Genomic DNA, 21,882 nt, shown 5'->3' on the forward strand with positions numbered 1-21,882 from the left:
GTACTCCTCAAGCGGGCGCGGCGGCAAGGCGGCTGGGGTCGAAGAGCTCGATGGGGTGGTCGGTGGTGCCCCGCAGCGCCAGATCGGCGACGATCTCGCCGACGACCGGCACGAACTTGAAGCCGTGCCCGGAGAACCCGGCCGCGACGGTGACCGATTCCGGGTGGGCCGGGTGGCGGGTGATGACGAAGTGTTCGTCCGGTGTGTTGGAGTACATGCAGGTCGCGGCCTTGAGGAACTGGCCGGGCAGGGACGGGATATGGCCGCTCATGTGCTCCGTCATCGCGCCGACCTCGTGCTCGTGGACCGTGCGTTCGATGGTGTCGGGCGTGCAGGGCGTGCCCTTGCGGAAGAAGGCGACCTTGGCACCGAGGTCGGGGCCGTCGATGGCCGGGAAGCCGTAGACCTGCGTGTCGTCCGTGTCCTCCCAGATGTAGATGGGGTGGTTCTGCGGCAGGAAGGGCCGCACGCCGCCGGTCGGCTGGAACCAGTACATGACCTGCCGCTCGATGGTGAACGGCACTCCGATGTCGGTCAGGAGCTGTGGCGCCCAGGCGCCCGGGCAGACGACCAACTGGCCTGCGGTGTAGGTGTCTTCGGGGGTGTGCACGCGGACGCCGTCCCGGTACGGCTCCCAACGCGTCATCGGTTCCTCGAAATGCAGGTCGGCGCCCTGCTGCGTGGCCAGCTGCAGATGCGCGGCGACGGTGTTCTCGGGGCGGACGAGCCCGGCCCGCGCCTCGTACAGCGCCACCTCGTCGTCGCGCGGGCTGAGGGTGGGGAACCTGCGGCGTATCTCGGGGGCGTCGAGCATGTCGTGCGGGAGGTCCCACTGCCGTGCGGAGAGCAGCGAACCGGAGACGGTGCGGCTCTCGGGGCGGCCGAGCATCACACCGCCGCACAGGGTGGCTATCTCGCGGCCGGTGTCGCGCTCCAGGCGTGCGTACAGCTCGTACGAGCGCAGGAGCAGGGGGACGTAGGCGGGGTCCTCGAAGTAGGACTGCCGGGTGATGCGTGAACCGCCGTGGCTGGAGCCGCGGTTGTGGACGGGCCCGAACCTCTCCAGGCCGAGGACACGGGCGCCGCGCGCGGAAAGGTGGTGGGCGGCGGCGCTGCCCATGCCGCCGAGGCCGATCACGATCACGTCATAGGTGGGGGACACGGAGCTTCCTCCAGAGCGCTGTTGGGGCTTGGACCGGCTACCGGCGGATGCGGGTCATCTTGGGGTCGAACAAGGGCTCTTCGGTGACCGTCGCGGGCACCTTCTCGCCGAAGTACTCGACGTGCACACCCGCGCCCGCCTCCAGCGGCGGCAGCCACGCGTACGCGACACACCGGCCCAGCGTGTAGCCGTACGAGGCGCTGGTGACGTACCCGGCGGGGACCCCATCGACATGCACGGGCTCCTTGCCCAGGACCACGGCGGCCGGATCGTCGAGCAGAAGAGCGGTGAGCTTCCGCGAGGGGGTCGCGGGGGAGCCGAGCTGTTCGAGTGCGGCACGCCCCACGAAGTCGCCACGGTCCATGCGGACCGCGAAGCCGACACCCGCCTCGTAGGGGTTGTGTTCGGTCGTCATGTCATGACCCCAGGCGCGATACCCCTTCTCCAGCCGCAGGCTGTTGAAGGCCGACCGCCCGGCCGCGATCACGCCGTGCTCCTGTCCCGCCTCCCAGAGCGTGTCCCAGAGCCGCAGCCCGGTGTCGGCGCTCGCGTACAGCTCCCAGCCCAGCTCACCGACGTACGAAAGACGCATCGCCGTCACCGGGACATGCCCGATGTAGGTCTCCTTGGCCCTGAAGTAGCCGAACCCCTCGTGCGAGAAGTCGTCGCGGGTGAGCGGCTGCACGAGGTCGCGGGCGAGCGGGCCCCAGACGCCGATGCAGCACGTGCCCGATGTGATGTCCCGCAGGTGCACGTCGTCGGGGGCGTGGCGCAGGAGCCAGTCGAGGTCGGCCGGGCTGTTGGCGCCGACCTGGAAACGGTCCGGGGCGAGCCGGGCCACCGTGAGATCGGAGCGGATGCCGCCCGCCTCGTCCAGGAGGAGGGTGTACGTCACCGCGCCGGGCTTCTTGGCCAGGTTGTTGGAGGTCATGCGCTGCAGGAAGGTGAGCGCGCCGGGGCCCGAAACCTCAAGGCGGCGCAGCGGCGTCATGTCGTAGAGGGCGACCTTCTCGCGGGTCGCCTTCGCCTCCGCGGCCGCGATCGGCGACCAGTGACGGGCCGACCAGGCGTCGCGCTCGGGGACCTCGATGTCCGCGAGGAGCGGGGCGTTCGCCTCGTACCAGTGCGGACGCTCCCAGCCGCCGCCCTCCAGGAAGACGGCGCCCAACTCCTGCTGCCGGGCGTAGAAGGGGCTGACCCGCAGCGGCCTGGGGTGCTCCATGGGCTGCAGCGGGTGGAGGACGTCGTAGACCTCGACGAACTGCTGGGCGGCGCGGTCGGCCACGTAGGCGGGGGAGCGCTGGGCGTCCTCGAAGCGCGTGAGGTCGCAGTCGTGTACGTCGATGGAGGGCCGCCCGTCGACCATCCACTCGGCGACGGCCTTGGCCACGCCCGCGGAGTGCGTGACCCACACCGCCTCGGCCAGCCAGAAGCCGCGCAGCGCGCGGGACTCGCCGAGGACCGGCATCCCGTCCGGCGTGAAGGAGAAGACGCCGTTGAAGCCTTCAGCGACGTCGGTGTCGCGCAGCGAAGGCAGCAGCCAGCCGCAGTCCTCCCAGCTCGGCGCGAAGTCCTCCTCGGTGAAGGGGTACGAGGACGGCATCTCCGGTGCGTCGTCGAACGTCGGGACGGTGAACGCGTCGACGGGCAGCGGGCGGTGGGCGTACGAGCCGATGCCGATGCGGTCGGTGTGCTCACGGAAGTACAGATCACGGTCCTGGAAGCGGAGGATCGGCTTCGAGGCTTCCGTGCGCGGGTCGTTGACGCCCGCGACCTCGGGGAGCGGCTCGGTCCTGGCGTACTGATGGGCGAGCGGCAGGAGGGGTATGTCGACGCCGGCCATGCGCCCGATCACCGGCCCCCAGAAGCCCGCCGCCGACACGACGTGGTCGGCCGGGAACGCGCCCCGGTCGGTCACGACGGCGGTGACGCGTCCTTCCTCCTGCTCCACGCCGGTCACGGTGTGCCGGTCGAGGAAACGGGCGCCACGCGCGCGTGCCCGCTCGATCTGCGCGCGGCAGGCGAGTACGGCGCGAGCGAGGCCGTCGTCGGGGGTGTGCAGGCCGCCGAGCACCTTGCTCTCGTCGATGAGCGGCCACATCTCCTTGCACCGGCCAGGGCCGACCAGTTCCGCGCGGATGCCCCAGGAGGCGGCGTACCCGGCCTTGCGGTGCAGGTCGGCCCAGCGCTCGGGCGTGGTGGCGAGTTCGAGGCCCCCGACCGGGTTGAAGCAGGACAGGCCGTCGACTTCCAGGGCCCCGAACTTCTCGACGGTGTACGTCGCGAAAGCGGTCAGGGTCCTGGACGGGCCGGTCTGGAAGACCAGGCCGGGGGCGTGCGACGTCGAGCCGCCGGGGGCGGGGAGCGGGCCCTGTTCGAGGACCGTGACGTCGGTCCAGCCGCGTGCGGTCAGCTCGTCGGCGAGCGAGCAGCCGACGATGCCTGCGCCGATGACGACGACGCGGGGCGGGCGGGCGGCCCGGTCGGCGGGCGCGGAGGTGGCGTTCACAGGACCACCACCGAACGCAGGACCTCACCGCGGTGCATCCTGCCGAACGCCTCCTCGACCCGGTCGAGCGTGATGGTCTCCGAGACGAAGCCGCCGAGGTCGAGCCGACGGCTGAGGTACTGGTCGACGAGGATCGGGAAGTCCCGGGTCGGCAGGCAGTCGCCGTACCAGGAGGACTTGAGGGCGCCGCCGCGCGAGAAGAGGTCGATCAGCGGCAGATCGATGCGCATCTCCGGATCGGGTACACCGACCTGCACGAGCACACCCGCGTGATCGCGCATGTAGAAGGCCTGTTTGTACGTCGAGGGGGTGCCGACCGCGTCGATCGCGACGTCGACCCCGAAACCGCCGGTGAGCTCGCGGACGGCCTCGACCGGGTCCGTGCCGCGGGAGTTGACGGTGTGCGTGGCGCCGAAGCGGGTCGCCCCGTCGAGCTTGGCCTCGTCGATGTCGACGGCGATGACGCGCCGCGCGCCCGCCAGCGAGGCACCGGCGATCGCGGCGTTGCCGACGCCGCCGCAGCCGATGACGGCCACGGTGTCGCCGCGGCCCACTCCGCCGGTGTTCACGGCTGCCCCGTAGCCGGCCATCACTCCGCAGCCGACGAGCCCGGCGGCCTCGGGGCGGGCCGCCGGGTCCACCTTCACCGCCTGCCCGGCGGCGACCAGGGTCTTCTCGGCGAAGGCGCCGATGCCGAGGGCGGGGCTCAGGGGGGTTCCGTCCAGGAGGGTCATGGGCCGGGCGGCGTTGCGTGAGTCGAAGCAGTACCAGGGGCGGCCCCGCAGACAGGAGCGGCAGGCTCCGCAGGGCGCGCGCCAGGCGAGCACGACGTAGTCACCGGGGGCGAGATCGGCGACGTCGGAGCCGACCGCCTCGATGGTGCCGGCGGCCTCATGGCCGAGCAGGAACGGGAAGTCGTCGTTGATCGCGCCTTCCCGGTAGTGCAGATCCGTGTGGCAGACCCCGCAGGCCTGCACGGAGACGAGTACCTCTCCCGGTCCGGGATCTGGCACGACGATCGTCTGCACCTCGACGGGTGCGCCCTTCTTCACGGCGACGACGGCACGGACCTCGTGTGGCACGGCCAGACTCCTCTGCTGTTGCGCACTGCACGACGGGTTGCGCTATGAGAGACATAGTGGGAACGCCATCAAGAGGCCGTCAAGGGGTGGGAGTTAACCCTTGGCAAATCACCTGGGCACGGCGAAACACGAGCGACACGCGACCGGGTCGGGTGCGGAGACGCGAAGAGGGCGGCACCAGGAATTCCCGGTTCCGCCCTCGTCCCGCGCGTCCAGCTGTGATCCGTCAGAAGCCGTAGCCCATCCGCCGCGACAGCTCCACCGCCGCTGCGACCGTGCGCTTGGCGAGCTCGGTGAGACGGTCCTCCGTCAGGCGGTACACGGGCCCGGACGCGCTCAGCGCCCCGATCACCTTGCCGTCGTGCGCGCGCACCGGTGCCGCCACGGCGGCCAGGCCCACCTCGAGTTCCTCCACGGCGATGGCGAACCCCTGGTCGACGACGGCCTCGAGTTCGCCGCGCAGCGCCACCGTCCCGGTCACCGTGTGCTCGGTCAGGCGTGGCAGCGTCCGCGCTACCAGGCCCTCGCGCAGGGTCGTCGGCAGATGGGCGAGGAGGATCTTGCCGCTGGAGGTGGCGTGCAGCGGGGTGCGCCTGCCCAGCCAGTTCTGCGCGGTCACGGACGCGGGGCCGCGCGCCTGCATGATGTTGACCGCGGCGTCGTCGTCCAGGATCGCGATGTTGACCGTCTCGCCCAGCTCGTCGGCGAGGTCGCGGCAGACCGGGCCGCCCTCCTGCGAGATGTCCAGACGCACTGCCGCCGCCCCCGCGAGGCGCAGTACGCCGGCCCCCAGGAAGTACTTCCCGCGGTCCTTGGCCTGACCCACGAGGCCCCGGTTCTCCAGGACGCCGAGCAGCCGGAAGGCCGTCGACTTGTGCACCCCCAACTCATCGGCGATCTCGGTGACCCCGGCTTCGCCGAGCCGGGCGAGTATCTCCAGGACGCTGACCGCGCGGTCCACGGACTGGACGGATCCCGGTGCCGCTTTCGGCTGCCTTTCGCGGGTCCCGGTTCGCTTCTCGGGGGGATTCTCGCGCGGCTCCTCGTTCTGATCAGGCTGTTTCCGCGTGCCGGCCATATCTCAACTCTCACCACCTCGCGGCCCGTTGAAGCCGCATCTTCGGGAAGCCCTTGACGCGGTGGGCATCCCGACCGGATTCTGTTGCGCATAGCGCTCCCTCGTGCGCCATGCGAAACATCATGTTACCGAAGGGTCCTGGGCCGAGTAGGTGTCAGGACCGGGCCGAGAGAGATCAAGAGGGGGGCCCATGATTCCCGTCTGCCGCCTTGAAGACCTCCCCGCGGGCGAATCCGTCCGTGTCGACACCACACCTCCCATCGCGGTGTTCAACGCCGATGGCGAGATCTACGCCATCGACGACACCTGCAGCCACCAGGACGCCTCTCTCTCCGAGGGCTGGCTCGAGGGCTGCCTGGTCGAATGCCCGCTCCATGCCGCCTCATTCGATCTCCGTACCGGGCGGCCGACCTGTCTGCCCGCCCGCCGCGCCGTGCGCACCCACCGGGTGAGCGTCGACGACGGCACGATCCACGTCCACCTCGTGGCCGAGGAAGGTTCCGCCGCATGAGGACCATCACCGTGGTGGGCGCCTCGCTCGCCGGGCTCTACGCGGCCCGCGAGCTGCGCGCCCAGGGATATGACGGACGGCTCGTGATCATCGGAGACGAGCCGCATCAACCGTACGACAGGCCGCCGCTCTCCAAAGACTTCCTCATCGGCAAGGCCGACGAGGCCCAACTCGCCCTGTCCGACGATGAGGAGATCGACGAACTCGCCGCCGAGTGGCTGCTCGGGGTGCGCGCCAGGGGCCTCGACCCGCGTGGCCGCACCGTCGTCCTGGAGGACGGCAGGACCGTCGCGAGTGACGGCGTCGTCATCGCGACCGGGGCGTCCGCGCGGCGGCTGCCGGGGCCCCTCCTGGAGGGAGTGCACACCCTGCGCACCCTGGACGACGCCCGCGCCCTGCGCACACGGCTGACCGCGGGGCGGCAGCGGGTCGTCGTGATCGGCGGGGGATTCATCGGCGCCGAGACCGCGTCCTCGTGTGTGGCGCTCGGACACGAGGTGACGGTCGTCGAGGCCGCCCCGCTGCCGCTTCTCCCGCAACTGGGCGCGGACATGGCGGCGTTCTGCGCCGGCCTGCACGCGTGCGGGGGAGCGGAGCTCGTGACGGGCACGGGCGTCGCCGCGCTGCACGGCGAGAGGGCCGTACGCGCGGTCGAGCTGGCCGACGGCCGTCTGCTCCCCGCCGATGTGGTCGTCGTCGGCATCGGGGCCACCCCCAACACCGGTTGGCTCGCCGGTTCGACGCTCGCCCTGGGGGACGGAGTGCTCTGCGACGACGGCTGCGTCACCGGGCTGCCGCACGTCGTCGCGGTGGGCGATGTCGCCCGCGTGGGCGGCGCGCGGGCCGAGCACTGGACGAGCGCCACGGAGCAACCCCGCGTCGCCGTACGCAACTTGCTGGCGGGTCACACCGCCGAGGCCGTGCGCCCGCTGCCGTACTTCTGGTCCGATCAGTACGGCTCCCGCATCCAGTTCGCCGGACGGCGGCACGCCGAGGACACCGTGCGTCTCCTCGAAGGCTCTCCGGAGGAGGGCAGCTTCCTGGTCGCGTACGAGCGGGAGGGGCGCACCACTGCCGTCCTCGCGGTGGACCGGCCGCGTCCGTTCATGCGAATGCGGCGCGGACTGCTGACGGAGGTGCCGGTCGCGGCCTGACAGCCCGGGAGCGCCCCCGACCGGAGCGCACCTGCCGTAAGCGCACCTAGGGGTGCGACAGCTGCCCTGCCGTGCCACGCCGCCGTATCCGTTCGTCGCTGCGCCCCGCCGCGCGGGCCTGCCGACGGGCTCGGCGCCGCTCGCGCCGCAGCTGACGCGCGGTGCTGCTCGGCACCGACACCACCCCGTGCCGCTGGTTCCACACCTGGCGGGTGACCCAGACGTCCAGGACGCCCCAGGTGGCGACGACAGTGCTGGCCACGCTGCTGAGCACCATCGGGAAGGACAGCCAGGATCCGGCCAGCGCGCACAGGAACGCCGTCATCGCCTGTATCAGGGTCAGCGCCACGATGATCACGGCTCGCACCGCGGCCGTGCGCACCGGATCGGGCAGGCGCCGTCTGCGCGCCGGCTCCTCGATCCACAACTCCCTGCGGTCCTCGCCGGACTGACGTCTGGATGCCTCGCGTTCATCCTCGGTCGTCCTCTGGCGCTCTGCCGTGCCCATCAACGCGTCCCTCCCCCGATGCCCCCGCGGGCCGTTCGATGAGATGCCGGCGAACCCGACTCTCCAGTGGCTGCCCGGTATACGCAGCTTTACGCCACCTGATGACGGCATGCGGTCTTCTGGCGCCCGCTGTCCCCAACTCCCGTACTGAAAGACGAATGAGAGGCCGGGAAGATTCCCGCGGGGGTTCGGAAAAGCGAAGAGATCCGGCCAACTGGGTCCAGGGGCAAGGCGGACTGTGCCGAGTGGCATGTGCCACACGCGGGATGCAATCTCCCGAATTGGAGGGACAACTGATGACGTCCCTTTTGCGTCACGGCTGAAATCCGTCCGGACGTGCCTTCGAGTTGCTCCTGCGTCAGTAGTAGGCTCACGCCGTTTGTTGACGCACATGTGTGCCCCTGGCCATTGCGCGGCCACAGGGGGCCGATCTGGGGGAGGCCATGCGCTTTCGCGGGAAGTCCATCCGCCGGAAGATCGTGGCATTGCTGCTGGTGCCGCTCATTTCCCTGACCGCGATATGGGGTTTCGCCACCTACCTCACCGGCCAGTCGGCGAAGGACCTCATCGACGTCTCCAACGCCGTCGACAAGATCGGCTACCCGATCGAGGGCACCGCCAGGGTCGTCCAGCAGGAACGCCGCCAGACCCTCGTCTATCTCGCCGACCCCCGCGCCTCCGACGCGCTCGCCGCGCTGCGCCGCAGCCAGAGGGCCACCGACGAGATGATCGCCGAGGCGGTGCACAACGCGGAGCACCCGGACGTGCGGGACGAGGTCACCGGACAGTCGGCGGACCGGCTCGCGTCGCTCCTCGACTCCTTCGAGGGCATCGAGTCGCTGCGCCGCACGGTCGAGGAAGGCACGATCACCCGCGCGGGCGCGCTGAAGATGTACACGAAGCTGATCGACCCCTGCTACGGCTTCCTGATGACCCTGCACGGCCTCGACGACGTGAAGATGGACCGGCAGGGCCGGGCACTCGTCGGCGTCACACGGGCGCGTGAGCTGCTTTCCCGCGAAGACGCGTTGCTCGGTTCCGCACTGGTTGCCCGCCGGCTCACCAAGGCCGAGATCCGGGAGGTCTCCGATCTCAGGGCCCAGCGCACGCTGCTGTACGAGGTCAACCTCGCGCAGCTGCCGGAGGACGAGCGCGCCGGCTACGAGCGCTACTGGAACGGCGCGGAGACGACCCAGCTGAGGTCCGCCGAGAAGGCCGTCGTCGAGTCCTCGCCCGGTACCCCGCGCGCCGTCACCTCGGCGCGCTGGGACGCCGCTTCGGGCAAGGCGCTCAAGGACCTCGCCGAGCGCGACCAGGCGGCGGGCGACCGCTTCCAGGACCGCGTCGAGCCGGTGGCGGTCGGCGTGATCGTGCGGGTCGTCGTGGCGGGTGTGTTCGGTCTGCTCGCGCTCCTGTTCTCGGTCTTCATGTCCGTACGCATCGGCAGCAGCCTCATCCGCGACCTGCGCCGGCTGCGCCTGGAGGCCCACGAGGCGTCCGGCGTCCGGCTGCCCGGCGTGCTGCGTCGCCTGGCAGCGGGCGAACAGGTCGACGTGGAGACCGAGGCACCGCGCCTGACGTACGAGAAGGACGAGGTCGGGCAGGTCGGCCAGGCCCTCAACACCCTGCAGCGCGCCGCGGTCGAGGCCACCGTCAAACAGGCCGACCTGCGCCGCGGCGTTTCCGAGGTCTTCGTCAATCTCGCCCGGCGCAGCCAGGTGCTCCTGCACAAGCAGCTCACCCTGCTCGACACGATGGAACGCAGGACCGAGGACACGGACGAACTCGCCGACCTCTTCCGCCTGGACCACCTCACCACGCGCATGCGGCGGCACGCCGAGGGTCTCGTGATCCTCTCCGGCGCCGCCCCGTCCCGGCAGTGGCGCAAGCCCGTCCAGCTCATGGACGTCGTGCGCGCGGCCGTCGCCGAGGTCGAGGACTACGAACGCATCGAGGTGCGCCGTCTGCCGCGCATCGCCGTCACCGGGCCCGCGGTCGCCGACCTCACCCACCTGATGGCCGAACTCCTGGAGAACGCCACGGTGTTCTCGCCCCCGCACACCGCGGTGCAGGTCCTCGGAGAGCACGTCGCCAACGGCTTCACCCTGGAGATCCACGACCGGGGGCTCGGCATGGCGGCCGACGCGCTCCTGGACGCCAACCTCCGCCTCGCGGAGACACCGGAGTTCGAGCTCTCCGACACCGACCGCCTCGGCCTCTTCGTAGTGAGCCGCCTCGCCCAGCGCCAGCGCGTACGCGTCTCCTTGCAGCCCTCTCCGTACGGCGGGACCACAGCCGTCGTGTTCATCCCGGAGACGCTCCTGACGGACGACGTACCGGACACGAACGGCATCGGGTTCCGTCTCGACAGGCCGCGGCCCAAGGAGGCCCTGGGCCGCGACGCCGCGGGCGACAAGCAGGCGGCGCTCGGCCAGGTGCCGGTGCAACTGCCCGGCCTTCCCGCGTCCCTCCTCGACGGTCCCGTCGAGCTGGAGGCGCCGGTCGGCATGGCGGGCCTCGACCCCTTCCCCGGCGCGCTCGGCGACCTCGACGACGCCGACAGCGAGCGCGGCGGACTCTTCCGCCCGCGCCGCCGCACGGCCGGGGTCCAGGGGGACGAGCAGCACCAACAGGCCCGCGAGGAGCGGGAGACGGGCGAGCGCGAGCCCACTCACCCCGACGACCTGCCCTCGCGCGGCAGCGGTAACGGCGGCGGTATCGGCCGTGGCAGCGGCCTCGCCACCCCCGAGGACGACACGGCCCCCGAAGACCCCGTACGGCTGCCCCGCCGCAGGACCCCGAAGCTGGTCTCCTCCCACGGTCGCCCCGTGACGCACAACAGGCCCCGTGGCGCGGCGGAGGACGACGAAGCGGCACCGGAGCGCCCCGAGCGCCGTGAGGCCCCCCTGGGGCGCCCCCAGGGTGGCGCCGTGGACCGCGACCGCGGCAGTGGCCGTCCCGCGGCCGAGCCCATCGACCTGCCGCGCCGCCCGGAGCCGCAGTCCGCGTGGCCCGACCTCTCCCCGCCGCACCGCGACGTCACCGCGGCCGACGCCCCGCCGGACCTCCCGCGACGCAGCCGTCGCACGGAGTCCTCGCGTACGGAGAGCGCGCGTACGGAGTCCTCGCGTACGGAGTCCCAGGCGCCCGCGCCCACCACCGCACCCGGCGGACTGCCCCGGCGGGTCCGCCAGGCCAATCTCGCCCCACAGTTGAAGGACGGGCCGGAGCAGCGCACGGAGCGCGACTCGGCCCCGGCCGCGACCAGGCCCGAGGAGCGCGACGCCGACGAGGTACGCAGCCGGATGGCTTCGCTCCAGCGTGGCTGGCAGCGTGGCCGTGAAGAGAACGCCGCGGGCGAAGACGCCCATGACGGCACAGCACCAGGAACGACATCTGAGGGGGACGGTCGATGACCGCACCGAAGGCCGACGCACGCATCGCCAATCCCGGGGCGGCGAGGGAGCTGAACTGGCTCCTCGACGACCTGGTGCAGCGGGTCGCCAGCATCCGCAAGGCGCTCGTGCTCTCCGGCGACGGCCTGCCCACCGGCGTATCGCAGGACCTGACCAGGGAGGACAGCGAGCACCTCGCCGCTGTCGCCTCCGGCTTCCACAGCCTCGCCAAGGGCGTCGGACGCCACTTCGAGGCGGGCCGGGTCCGCCAGACGGTGGTCGAGCTCGACGACGCGTTCCTGTTCGTCACGGCCGCGGGCGACGGCAGCTGCCTCGCCGTCCTTGCGGACGCGGACTCCGACGTAGGACTGGTGGCGTACGAGATGACGCTGCTGGTCAAGAGGGTGGGTGTGCATCTGGGTACGGCGCCGCGCACCGACCTGCCCACGGGAGGGTAGCGGGAGGGTATGAGCGAAGACGGTCAAGGGACACAGGGGACGCATCGCTGGTTCGACGACGACGCCGGGCCTGTGGTGCGGCCGTACGCCATGACGCGCGGCCGCACCACCAGTCCGGCCCAGCACCGCCTCGATCTGATCGCGGTCGTCATCGCCGAGGCCCGTGCCGGTGACCCGGAGGCGGACAGGACGCTGTCTCCGGAGCACGTGGACATCGTCGGGCTCTGCCGTGACAGCCCTCAGTCGGTCGCCGAACTGGCGGCCGAACTGGACCTTCCCATCGGCGTGATCCGTGTCCTCATCGGCGATCTCGTCGACGACGAACTGGTGCACGTGACACGTCCCGTACCTCCTGCGGAACTGCCGGACGAGAGTATTCTGCGCGACGTGATCAACGGCCTCCGGGCGCTCTGAACAGCGCGGAAGCGGGAGTGAGACGTGACTGGCTGGCAGTTCTGGGTCGACAGGGGCGGCACCTTCACGGACATCGTCGCCCGGCGTCCCGACGGGAGTCTGCTCACGCACAAACTCCTGTCGGACAACCCCTCCCGCTATGCCGACGCGGCCGTCGCGGGCATCCGTGAGCTCCTTGGCGCCGCCCCCGGCGCCACCGGCGACATGGCGGACGTACCCATCGACGTCGTCCGCATGGGCACCACCGTCGCCACCAACGCCCTCCTGGAGCGCAAGGGCGAGCCGACCGCCCTGGTGATCACCCGCGGCTTCGGCGACGCCCTGCGCATCGCCTACCAGAACCGCCCCCACATCTTCGCCCGAGAGATCGTCCTGCCCGAGCTGCTGTACGACCGGGTCATCGAGGCCGACGAGCGGGTCACCGCCGAGGGCGAGATCCTGCGGGCGCCCGACCTGGAGCGGCTCGCCGGGCCGCTGCGCGAGGCCTACGAAGACGGCATCCGGGCTGTCGCGGTGGTCTGCATGCACAGCCATCTGCACCCCGCCCACGAGCAGGCCATCGCCGAACTGGCCCTCCGCACGGGCTTTCCGCAGGTCTCACTCTCCAGTGAGGTCAGCCCGCTGATGAAGCTGGTCCCGCGCGGCGACACGGCGGTCGTCGACGCGTATCTGTCGCCCGTCCTGCACCGCTACGTCCAGCATGTCGCCGATGAGCTCAACGGCGTACGGCTGATGTTCATGCAGTCGAACGGCGGTCTCACCGAAGCGGGCCAGTTCCGCGGCAAGGACGCGATCCTGTCCGGGCCCGCCGGAGGCATCGTCGGCATGGCCCGCATGTCGCAGCGCGCCGGCTTCGACCGCGTCATCGGCTTCGACATGGGCGGCACGTCCACGGACGTGTCGCACTACGCGGGCGAGTACGAACGGGTCTTCACCACGCGGATCGCGGGCGTACGGCTGCGCGCCCCGATGCTGGACATCCACACCGTGGCGGCGGGCGGGGGGTCCGTGCTGCACTTCGACGGCAGCCGCTACCGCGTGGGCCCCGACTCGGCGGGCGCCGCTCCGGGCCCCGCGAGCTACCGGGGCGGTGGCCCGCTCACGGTCACCGACGCCAACGTCGTCCTCGGACGCATCCAACCCACCCACTTCCCACGGGTGTTCGGCCCCGACGGCGACCAGCCGCTCGACGAGACGCTCGTGCGCGACCGCTTCACCGAGCTGGCCCACGACATCAGGGAACACACCGGGGACGACCGCACTCCGGAGCAGGTCGCCGAGGGCTATCTGCAGATCGCGGTCGCCAACATCGCGGCCGCCGTCAAGCGCATCTCGGTCCAGAAGGGCCACGACGTCACCCGCTACGCCCTCACCACGTTCGGCGGCGCGGGCGGCCAGCACGCCTGCATGGTCGCCGACTCGCTCGGCATCCGCACCGTCCTCGTACCGCCCATGGCGGGAGTGCTCTCCGCGCTCGGCATCGGCCTCGCCGACACCACCGCGATGCGCGAGCAGTCCGTGGAGGCCCGCCTCGAACCGTCCGCGATGCCCCGTGTCCTGAAGACCGCCGACGACCTGGAGGAAGCGGCTCGCGCCGAACTCCTCGCCGAGGACGTGCCCGAGGACCGCATCCGCGTCACACGCCGCGCCCAACTGCGCTACGACGGCACCGACACCACGCTCACCGTGGAGCTCGCGGAGCCGGACAGCATGATCCGCGTCTTCGAGGAACGCCACCGCACCACCTACTCCTTCGCCCTGGACCGCCCCGTCGTCGTCGAGGCACTCTCCGTGGAGGCCACCGGCCTGACCGAGCAGCCCGACCTCTCCGTGCTCGCCGGTGACACGCACCAAGGCACTCCGGAGACCGTCAGCCTGCACACCGGCGGCGCCTGGCGCGACGTGCCCCTGCACCGCCGCGAGGAACTGCCGCCCGGCGAGAGGGTCGACGGACCCGCGATCATCACCGAGGCCAGCTCCACGACGGTCGTGGACGACGGCTGGCAGGCGGCCATGACACGCGAGGGACACCTGGTCATGGAACGCGTGGCGGTGCCCGAGGGTTCCGCAGCGAGCACCGAGGCCGACCCCGTCCTCCTGGAGGTCTTCAACAACCTCTTCATGTCGATCGCCGAACAGATGGGCGCACGCCTGGAGTCCACGGCCCAGTCGGTCAACATCAAGGAGCGGCTCGACTTCTCCTGCGCCCTCTTCGACCCGGACGGCAATCTCGTCGCCAACGCCCCGCACATCCCGGTGCACCTGGGCTCGATGGGCACCAGCGTGAAGGAGGTGATCCAGCGTCGCGGCAGCGGCATGCGCCCCGGGGACACCTACGCGGTCAACGACCCGTACCACGGCGGAACCCACCTCCCGGACGTCACCGTCATCACGCCGGTCTTCGACACCCCGGGGGAGCGGGTCCTGTTCCACGTGGCCTCCCGCGGGCACCACGCGGAGATCGGCGGTATCGCCCCCGGCTCCATGCCGGCGAACAGCCGCACGATCGAGGAGGAGGGCATCCTCTTCGACAACTGGCTCCTGGTGGAGGGTGGTCGGTTCCGCGAGGACGAGACCCTGAGCCTGCTCACCGACGCCCCCTACCCCTCCCGCAATCCGGCCACCAACCTCGCCGACCTGCGCGCCCAGATCGCCGCCAACCAGAAGGGCGTCGACGAAGTCGCCCGCATGACCGAGAACTTCGGGCTCGATGTCGTCCAGGCGTACATGAGGCACGTACAGGACAACGCGGAAGAAGCGGTACGCCGTGTTATTGACGCCCTGGAAGAGGGCGAGTTCGCATATCCAACCGACTCGGGGGCCGTCATCCGGGTCCGCGTCTCGGTCGACCGCGAAGCCCGCTCGGCGACCATCGACTTCACCGGCACGTCCCCCCAGCTCCCCACCAACTTCAACGCACCCTTCGCGGTGGTCAACGCCGCCGTCCTGTACGTCTTCCGCACCTTGGTCGCCGAGGACATCCCGCTCAACGACGGCTGTCTGCGGCCCCTGCGCATCATCGTGCCGCCGGGCTCCCTGCTCGCCCCCGAGCCGCCGGCGGCCGTCGTCGCCGGGAACGTCGAGACCTCACAGGCGATCACCGGCGCCCTCTACGGAGCCCTGGGCGTGCAGGCCGAGGGCTCCGGGACGATGAACAACGTCACCTTCGGAAACGACCGCCACCAGTACTACGAGACGGTGGCCTCGGGCTCCGGGGCGGGCGACGGCTTCCACGGAGCGTCCGTTGTCCAGACCCACATGACCAACTCCCGGCTCACCGACCCCGAAGTGCTCGAGTGGCGTCTGCCCGTGCTGCTCGAGGAGTTCGCGGTGCGCGGGGGCAGCGGCGGCACCGGGGCGTGGCGCGGCGGGGACGGCGCCGTGCGCCGCATCCGCTTCCGCGAGCCGATGACGGTCTCCACGCTCTCGCAGCACCGCAGGGTGGCGCCCTACGGCATGGCGGGCGGCAGCCCCGGAGCGCTCGGCACAGGCCGCGTGGAGCGCGCCGACGGCGGTGTCCAGACGCTGGACGGCAGCGACTTCGCGGAAGCGGGCCCCGGCGACGTACTCGTGATCGAAACCCCAGGCGGCGGCGGATACGGCCCCGTCCCGCGCGACACCTCCGCAACCAGCGACAGCACTGACCCGACCGACCCAGGAGAAGCGAGCGATGATCTTCAAGCGTTCTGAGCGCGGCAAGGCCCCCGTCGAGCCGGTGACGCTGAAGATCCTGGTGGCCGGCGGCTTCGGCGTGGGAAAGACGACCCTCGTCGGCGCCGTCAGCGAGATCAAGCCGCTGCGCACCGAGGAACTGCTCAGCGAGGCGGGCCGCCCGGTCGACGACACCAGCGGCGTCTCGGGCAAGCACACCACCACCGTCGCCATGGACTTCGGGCGCATCACGCTCCGCGAGGACCTCGTCCTGTACGTCTTCGGCACCCCGGGCCAGGACCGCTTCTGGTTCCTCTGGGACGAGCTGGCCACCGGGGCGCTCGGCGCGGTGGTCCTCGCCGACACGCGCCGCCTGGAGGACTGTTTCGCGGCCGTCGACTACTTCGAGCGCCGCTCCATACCCTTCGTCGTCGGCGTCAACTGCTTCGAGGGCGCGTCGCGTTACCCCGCCGAGGCCGTGCGCCAGGCACTCGACCTCGATCCTGACGTTCCCGTGCTGATGTGCGACGCGCGCGAGCGGCAGTCCGTCAAGGAAGTACTCATCGGAGTCGTCCAGCACGCGATGGAGGCCGCCGCAGCGGCCAGGGAACCCGCCACCACGTGAGCGAGTGAACGCGCGAAACAGCCACGGCCCGTACCCCCGCCGACCGGGGTACGGGCCGCGGTCCTCCTCGGCTCGGCGCCGGGCTCAGCCCGCGCCCTCCTCGTGCCAGCCGAAGCTCCGCTCCACCGCCTTGTGCCAGTTGTGGTACTCGCGCTCACGGGCCTCCGCGTCCATCACCGGCGTCCACTCCACGTCCTGCTGCCAGTGCGACTTCAGCTCGTCGAGGTCGTTCCACACGCCGGTCGCGAGACCCGCGGCGTACGCGGCGCCCAGGCACGTCGTCTCGGAGACCTTCGGCCGGATCACCGGCACCCCGAGAATGTCCGCCTGGTGCTGCATCAGCAGATTGTTCTTGGTCATGCCGCCGTCCACCTTCAGGGTCCGCAGCTGCACCCCGGAGTCCTGGTACATGGCGTCGACGACCTCCCGGGTCTGCCAGCTGGTCGCCTCCAGGACGGCGCGTGCCAGATGCGCCTTGGTCACGTACCGGGTGAGGCCGGTGACGACGCCGCGCGCGTCGGATCGCCAGTAGGGCGCGAAGAGACCGGAGAACGCGGGGACGATGTACGCGCCGCCGTTGTCCTCCACGCTCGCGGCCAGCGGCTCGATCTCGTCGGCGCTGCGGATGATGCCGAGCTGGTCGCGGAACCACTGCACAAGGGCGCCGGTGATCGCGATGGCCCCTTCGAGGCAGTAGACGGGCGCCTCGGAGCCGATCTTGTACCCCATGGTGGTGAGCAGCCCGTTCTTGGAGGGGACGGGCCGGTTACCGGTGTTGAGCAACAGGAAACTGCCGGTCCCGTACGTGTTCTTGGCCGTCCCCGTGTCATAGCAGGCCTGCCCGAAGATGGCCGCCTGCTGGTCGCCGAGCGCGGAGGCGACCGGCACACCGGCCAGCTGCCCGACGGCGGTGCCGTAGACCTCGGCCGACGACCTGATCTCCGGCAGGACCGCCTCCGGAACGTTCATCGCGGCCAGGATCGACTGATCCCACTGGAGGGTGGCCAGATTCATCAGCATGGTGCGCCCGGCGTTGGTGACGTCCGTGACGTGCACGCCGCCGTCCGTGCCGCCCGTGAGGTTCCAGATCAGCCAGGAATCGATGGTGCCGAACGCTATCTCGCCGCGCTCGGCGCGGGCCCGGAGCCCCGGCACGTTGTCGAGCAGCCAGGCGGCCTTGGGCCCGGAGAAGTAGCTCGCCAGGGGCAGTCCGGTCTGCTCCCGGAACCTGTCCTGGCCGTCCGTGCCGCCCAGCTCGTTGCAGAGAGCCGACGTCCGGGTGTCCTGCCAGACGATCGCGTTGTGCACGGGCTTGCCCGTGGCGCGGTCCCAAAGGACCGTCGTCTCGCGCTGGTTGGTGATGCCGAGTGCGCTGAGCTGGTCGGCACGGAGCCCGGCCTTGGCGATCGCCCCCGCGACCACGGCCTGCACCTTGGACCAGATCTCGGTGGCGTCGTGCTCGACCCACCCCGGCTTCGGAAAGATCTGGCGGTGTTCGCGCTGGTCGACGGCGACGATCTCGCCCGCGTGGTTGAAGATGATGCAGCGGCTGGAGGTGGTGCCCTGGTCGATGGCGGCGACGAATTTCTCGGAGTTGTCCGGCATGGCTACCCCTAGCGTCAGAAGGCTACGTTGTAGATGAGACCTGCGAGCGCTCCGCCGATCAGCGGCCCGGCCACCGGGATCCAGGCGTAACTCCAGTCGGACGTGCCCTTGTTCGGGATCGGCAGGAACGTGTGCACGATGCGAGGGCCCAGGTCGCGGGCCGGGTTGATGGCGTAGCCGGTGGGCCCGCCGAGCGAGAGGCCGATGCCGACCACCAGGAACGCCACGATCAACGTCTGCGTGCCGGACTCGCCGAGCCCCTCGGTGAGCCCGAAGGCGAGGATGGGCAGCACCAGGGCGATGGTCGCGATGATCTCCGTCACGAGGTTGGCGGCCGTGTTACGGATCTCCGGGATGGTCGAGAAGATGCCGAGCGTCGGCGTCGGCTCGTGCGCGCTCGTCAGCTTGTCCTTCACGTTCCGGGAGACGTTGGCGTTGAACTGCGCGTAGTACACGAGGTACGCGAGGACGGCGCCGAGCATCGCGCCGACCATCTGCCCGAGCAGATAGATCCAGACCTTGCCCCACTCTTCGGTGTCGATCGCGATGCCCAGCGTGACCGCGGGGTTGAGATGACCACCGGAGAGAGGCCCCGCGGTGTACGCGCCGGCGAGCACGCCGAAGCCCCATCCGAAGGCGATGACGACCCATCCGGAGGCTTTCGCCTTCGAGTGGTTCAGGGTGACGGCGGCGCACACGCCGGCGCCGAAGAGAATCAGGATCGCGGTGCCGATGATCTCACCGACGAAGATGTCCCCGTTCGAGTACATGGCGGCTCCTAGGCCCTCGCCCGGGGCGGTGGCCCCGGTACCCCGTGCAGGGTGCGTTCCCATGACTACTGCCTGGCCGTGCCCGGTGACTTCAGCCGAAGGCAGGGGTGTCCCGCGCCCCGCTCGGCTTCCATGGCGAGCGTGCCGTCGCAGTCGAATCGCCCAGAGGGGGATGACCCGCTGAACAGGCCGTTCGTGCAGACCTTCGCGCGTACAGGGGCCCTGAGTGGCGCGGAGCCGAAGTGCGGCGATGCCGACTGACACCGGAAGTGTTCACCGGTGGTGATGGAGCGTCAAGGTCGCGGACGGCAACGGTTGACCGGCGTGCGCCCTTCCCCCGTCAGGCACCCGTGGTCTTCCCCCGCCCGGTGCGCAGGAGAGCCGGTGACAGCGCTCAGCGCACCGCGACGACCGCAGAGCCGTGCCCGAACAGCCCTTGGTTCGCGGTGATCCCCGCACGCGCCCCCATGACCTGTCGCGCCCCCGCCGTGCCCCTCAACTGCCAGGTCAGCTCGCACACTTGGGCGATGGCCTGTGCCGGGACGGCCTCTCCGAAGGAGGCGAGTCCACCACTGGGGTTGACCGGTATGCGCCCTCCCGGAGAGGTCGCCCCCTCCCGCAGCAGCTTGGCCCCCTCTCCCTCGCCGCAGAGCCCCAGATCCTCGTACCACTGCAGTTCGAGCGCGGTGGAGAGGTCGTAGACCTCCGCAAGGGAGAGCTCGTCGGGTCCGATGCCCGCTTCTTCGTACGCGGCGTGCGCGATGGAGGCGCGGAAGGTCCCGTCGGCCGGCGCCACGGCGGCGGCGGAGTCCGTCGCGATGTCCGGCAGGTCCAGGACGGTGGTCGGGTACGTCGGCGTCACCGTCGACACGGCCCGTACGCGCACTGGGTTGGTCGCGCCGTGCCGCCGCGCGAACTCCATGCTGGAGAGCACGAGCGCGGCCGCTCCGTCCGAGGTCGCGCAGATGTCGAGCAGCCGCAGGGGATCGGCGACCACGGCCGACGCGGCCACCTCGTCGACGGTGACGGGCTTGCGGTAGCGCGCGTTCGGATTGAGTGCCCCCGCTGCCGCGTTCTTCACCTTCACCTGGGCGAAGTCCTCCAGTGTGTCGCCGTGCACCGCCATCCTGCGGCGCGCGTACAGGCCGAAGTACGTGGGGTTGGTGGCACCGAGGAGGCGGAACCGCAGCCAGTCCGGGTCGTCGGTCCGCTCCCCTCCGGCGGGCCGGAAGAATCCCTTGGGCGCCGCGTCCGCCCCGACCACGAGGACGACATCGGCGAGGCCCGCGAGGATCTGCGTACGCGCCGTGTTGATGGCCTGCGCCCCGGACGCGCACGCGGCGTACACGCTCGCCACTCGCGCACCCTGCCAGCCCAGCGCCTTCGCGAACGTCGCCCCGGCCACATACCCGGGGTAGCCGCCGCGCACCGTGTCGGCGCCGACGATCGAACTCACGTCGCGCCAGTCCACCCCGGCGTCGGCGAGCGCCGCGCGGGCCGCCGCCGTGCCGTACTCGATGAAGCTGTGGCCCCATTTGCCCCAGGGATGCATGCCCGCGCCGAGCACCGCCACCTCGCTGGTCATGCGCTCACCCCCACCGGCCGCCAGTACCACGTCGTCGCTGCTTCTTCCTCGTGCCCGCCGCCCTCGCCGTCACCGCCGTCCTCGTCGAGCACGCCGGGGACGACCTCCACCTCCATGCCGACCTCCAGGTCGGCGATGGTGACCCCCGGAACCGACTGGCCGAGCACCACCATTCGCTCCGCCGCCAGCTCCACAGCGATCAACGTGTAGGGCTGCCAAGGAAGTTCCGGATCGGACACATAGGGCGCGGGCGGGCGGTAGCGGCTGTCCGTGTACGACCAGACGCGCCCGCGCGGGGAGAGCGGCACTTCGTCGAGGTCACCGCCCGCGCAGCCGGGATTGCGGCAGAAGCCGTCCTCGCGGGGGAAGAAGACACAGGCGCAGGCCGAGCAGCGCGTGCCCAGAAGGCGGAAGTTGTCTCCCTCCCCGGCGAACCAGCCGGTGACCACGGGAGTACGCGTACGCGACAAGGCTCCTCCACGACACTGGATCTGACGGGACGTCAGAAGTGTGCCACGGGCAACCGGATCCCGTCAGTAGCGCGGCACTCGCTACTTCCCCTGCAGCGAACGGCGTGCCACGGGGAAGTCGAAGTAGGTGTCGGGGAAGAGCTCGGGCTTGTACGTGAAGTGCCACCACTCCTCGGGGAGGTTGGCGAAACCGACCTTGGCCAGTGCGCCGCGCAGCAGATCGCGGTTGGCGCGCTGCTTTCCCGTGATCCGGGGATCGTCCGTGTGAGAGAGAGTGTCGAAGCAGTCGAACCCCGTCCCCATGTCCACTGAATTGTCGGGAAAACGCTCGCCCTTGGGGCCGAAGCAGGGCGTGAGGGGCTCTCCGGGGAGGTACGGACGCGTCGGCAGGGCGGGCAGCTTCACGACCGTCAGGTCGAGCGTCGAGCCACGGCTGTGCCCGGACTTCGCCGCGATGTAACCGTCCTCGAACAACCGCGACTTGTCGACATGGGGATAGAACTCCGCCTTCATGCGTACGTCGCCGAGGTCCTCGGCCCAGCGCACGAACTGGTCGACCGCCCGCTGCGGCCGGTAGCAGTCGTACACCTTCAGGGAGTAGCCCTTGCGCAGCAGCGTGCGCTGGGCCTTGTGCAGGGCCTTCGCCGCGGGCTCCGTGAGGATGCACATCGGCTTCTTGTAGCCGTCGATGGGCTCACCCACGAAGTTGTGCGGCGTGCGGTAGCGCATCTCCTGGATGATCGTCGAGTCGACGTCGCGCAACGCCACGAACTCATCTGGAGCCTTGGGTTCGGGCTTGGCGTGGGCGGTCGGGGGAGCGGCGGCCACGGCGGCGAGAGCGGTGGCGGTGACGGCGAGATTCCGCAGCGCGGGGGCGAGTCCTGTCATGAACCCTGCATCTATCA

Annotated in this window: 17 protein-coding genes; 7 read left to right on the plus strand and 10 right to left on the minus strand. The window is 70.7% G+C overall.

The features are described from left to right. Window positions 1-7: 7 nt before the first annotated feature. The 4 genes from solA to ACZ5WE_RS16415 all read right to left on the minus strand — a co-directional run bounded on the left by solA (window position 8) and on the right by ACZ5WE_RS16415 (window position 5,714). Window positions 8-1,162 (minus strand): N-methyl-L-tryptophan oxidase, encoded by a 1,155-nt coding sequence (solA, locus tag ACZ5WE_RS16400; RefSeq protein ID WP_467686304.1) that lies wholly within the window; start codon window positions 1,160-1,162, stop codon window positions 8-10. 37 nt (window positions 1,163-1,199) lie between these two features. After that, entirely contained in the window at window positions 1,200-3,671 is a 2,472-nt protein-coding gene (locus tag ACZ5WE_RS16405; RefSeq protein WP_467686302.1) for a GcvT family protein, read from the minus strand. Continuing rightward, window positions 3,668-4,753, minus strand: coding sequence for an S-(hydroxymethyl)mycothiol dehydrogenase (locus ACZ5WE_RS16410; RefSeq protein WP_467686300.1), 1,086 nt, complete (start codon window positions 4,751-4,753; stop codon window positions 3,668-3,670). The genes ACZ5WE_RS16405 and ACZ5WE_RS16410 overlap by 4 nt, the downstream gene beginning before the upstream one ends. A gap of 226 nt (window positions 4,754-4,979) precedes the next feature. Next, a complete protein-coding gene (locus ACZ5WE_RS16415) occupies window positions 4,980-5,714 on the minus strand; it encodes an IclR family transcriptional regulator (protein ID WP_467686298.1) in 735 nt (244 codons plus the stop codon). 307 nt (window positions 5,715-6,021) lie between these two features. On the opposite strand from ACZ5WE_RS16415, the gene ACZ5WE_RS16420 reads away from it, so the two are divergent. Further along, a complete protein-coding gene (locus ACZ5WE_RS16420) occupies window positions 6,022-6,342 on the plus strand; it encodes a bifunctional 3-phenylpropionate/cinnamic acid dioxygenase ferredoxin subunit (protein ID WP_160503688.1) in 321 nt (106 codons plus the stop codon). After that, on the plus strand, window positions 6,339-7,496 hold the full coding sequence (locus ACZ5WE_RS16425; protein ID WP_467686296.1) for an NAD(P)/FAD-dependent oxidoreductase: 1,158 nt from the start codon (window positions 6,339-6,341) through the stop codon (window positions 7,494-7,496). The genes ACZ5WE_RS16420 and ACZ5WE_RS16425 overlap by 4 nt, the downstream gene beginning before the upstream one ends. 46 nt (window positions 7,497-7,542) lie before the next feature. On the opposite strand, the gene ACZ5WE_RS16430 is transcribed toward ACZ5WE_RS16425, so the two are convergent. Beyond that, window positions 7,543-8,004 carry a hypothetical protein gene (locus tag ACZ5WE_RS16430; protein WP_467686294.1) on the minus strand — a complete coding sequence of 154 codons (462 nt, stop codon included), beginning with the start codon at window positions 8,002-8,004 and terminating at the stop codon, window positions 7,543-7,545. 443 nt (window positions 8,005-8,447) lie between these two features. Here ACZ5WE_RS16430 and ACZ5WE_RS16435 point away from each other — a divergent pair, with 443 nt between their 5' ends. From ACZ5WE_RS16435 to ACZ5WE_RS16455, 5 genes are read left to right on the plus strand one after another with little or no spacing between them, the layout of a single operon-like run. Further along, window positions 8,448-11,420, plus strand: a complete 2,973-nt coding sequence (locus ACZ5WE_RS16435) for a sensor histidine kinase (protein ID WP_467686292.1) — start codon at window positions 8,448-8,450, stop codon at window positions 11,418-11,420. Continuing rightward, a complete protein-coding gene (locus ACZ5WE_RS16440) occupies window positions 11,417-11,857 on the plus strand; it encodes a roadblock/LC7 domain-containing protein (RefSeq protein ID WP_363211111.1) in 441 nt (146 codons plus the stop codon). The genes ACZ5WE_RS16435 and ACZ5WE_RS16440 overlap by 4 nt, the downstream gene beginning before the upstream one ends. Window positions 11,858-11,866: 9 nt before the next feature. Continuing rightward, the gene (locus ACZ5WE_RS16445) at window positions 11,867-12,271 is read left to right on the plus strand and encodes a DUF742 domain-containing protein (protein ID WP_190084953.1); all 405 of its coding nucleotides are present in this window, start codon (window positions 11,867-11,869) and stop codon (window positions 12,269-12,271) included. A gap of 24 nt (window positions 12,272-12,295) precedes the next feature. Continuing rightward, window positions 12,296-15,961: a hydantoinase B/oxoprolinase family protein gene (locus tag ACZ5WE_RS16450; RefSeq protein ID WP_467686290.1), complete on the plus strand. Its 3,666-nt coding sequence runs from the start codon at window positions 12,296-12,298 to the stop codon at window positions 15,959-15,961. Next, window positions 15,942-16,547, plus strand: a complete 606-nt coding sequence (locus tag ACZ5WE_RS16455) for a GTP-binding protein (RefSeq protein WP_467686288.1) — start codon at window positions 15,942-15,944, stop codon at window positions 16,545-16,547. The genes ACZ5WE_RS16450 and ACZ5WE_RS16455 overlap by 20 nt, the downstream gene beginning before the upstream one ends. A gap of 84 nt (window positions 16,548-16,631) precedes the next feature. On the opposite strand, the gene glpK is transcribed toward ACZ5WE_RS16455, so the two are convergent. The 5 genes from glpK to ACZ5WE_RS16480 all read right to left on the minus strand — a co-directional run bounded on the left by glpK (window position 16,632) and on the right by ACZ5WE_RS16480 (window position 21,865). After that, on the minus strand, window positions 16,632-18,152 hold the full coding sequence (gene glpK / locus ACZ5WE_RS16460) for a glycerol kinase GlpK (RefSeq protein ID WP_467686287.1): 1,521 nt from the start codon (window positions 18,150-18,152) through the stop codon (window positions 16,632-16,634). Window positions 18,153-18,166: 14 nt separating this feature from the next. Beyond that, window positions 18,167-18,922, minus strand: a complete 756-nt coding sequence (locus ACZ5WE_RS16465) for an MIP/aquaporin family protein (RefSeq protein ID WP_467686285.1) — start codon at window positions 18,920-18,922, stop codon at window positions 18,167-18,169. Window positions 18,923-19,316: 394 nt separating this feature from the next. Then, on the minus strand, window positions 19,317-20,507 hold the full coding sequence (locus ACZ5WE_RS16470; protein ID WP_467686283.1) for a lipid-transfer protein: 1,191 nt from the start codon (window positions 20,505-20,507) through the stop codon (window positions 19,317-19,319). Beyond that, window positions 20,504-20,956 (minus strand): Zn-ribbon domain-containing OB-fold protein, encoded by a 453-nt coding sequence (locus ACZ5WE_RS16475; RefSeq protein WP_467687088.1) that lies wholly within the window; start codon window positions 20,954-20,956, stop codon window positions 20,504-20,506. The genes ACZ5WE_RS16470 and ACZ5WE_RS16475 overlap by 4 nt, the downstream gene beginning before the upstream one ends. A gap of 102 nt (window positions 20,957-21,058) precedes the next feature. Then, entirely contained in the window at window positions 21,059-21,865 is an 807-nt protein-coding gene (locus ACZ5WE_RS16480) for a M15 family metallopeptidase (RefSeq protein WP_467686281.1), read from the minus strand. Between the last annotated feature and the right edge of the window lie 17 nt (window positions 21,866-21,882).

The sequence above is a fragment of the Streptomyces sp. NPDC033180 genome (assembly GCF_055577645.1).

Excerpts from the sequence above, each read along its gene's own strand:
- ACZ5WE_RS16470 (WP_467686283.1), bottom strand. The coding sequence starts at position 20,507 with ATGACCAGCGAGGTGGCGGTGCTCGGCGCGGGCATGCATCCCTGGGGC.
- ACZ5WE_RS16420 (WP_160503688.1), top strand. The coding sequence starts at position 6,022 with ATGATTCCCGTCTGCCGCCTTGAAGACCTCCCCGCGGGCGAATCCGTC.
- ACZ5WE_RS16440 (WP_363211111.1), top strand. The coding sequence starts at position 11,417 with ATGACCGCACCGAAGGCCGACGCACGCATCGCCAATCCCGGGGCGGCG.
- ACZ5WE_RS16435 (WP_467686292.1), top strand. The coding sequence starts at position 8,448 with ATGCGCTTTCGCGGGAAGTCCATCCGCCGGAAGATCGTGGCATTGCTG.
- ACZ5WE_RS16425 (WP_467686296.1), top strand. The coding sequence starts at position 6,339 with ATGAGGACCATCACCGTGGTGGGCGCCTCGCTCGCCGGGCTCTACGCG.
- ACZ5WE_RS16480 (WP_467686281.1), bottom strand. The coding sequence starts at position 21,865 with ATGACAGGACTCGCCCCCGCGCTGCGGAATCTCGCCGTCACCGCCACC.
- ACZ5WE_RS16430 (WP_467686294.1), bottom strand. The coding sequence starts at position 8,004 with ATGGGCACGGCAGAGCGCCAGAGGACGACCGAGGATGAACGCGAGGCA.
- ACZ5WE_RS16445 (WP_190084953.1), top strand. The coding sequence starts at position 11,867 with ATGAGCGAAGACGGTCAAGGGACACAGGGGACGCATCGCTGGTTCGAC.
- ACZ5WE_RS16465 (WP_467686285.1), bottom strand. The coding sequence starts at position 18,922 with ATGTACTCGAACGGGGACATCTTCGTCGGTGAGATCATCGGCACCGCG.
- ACZ5WE_RS16455 (WP_467686288.1), top strand. The coding sequence starts at position 15,942 with ATGATCTTCAAGCGTTCTGAGCGCGGCAAGGCCCCCGTCGAGCCGGTG.
- glpK (WP_467686287.1), bottom strand. The coding sequence starts at position 18,152 with ATGCCGGACAACTCCGAGAAATTCGTCGCCGCCATCGACCAGGGCACC.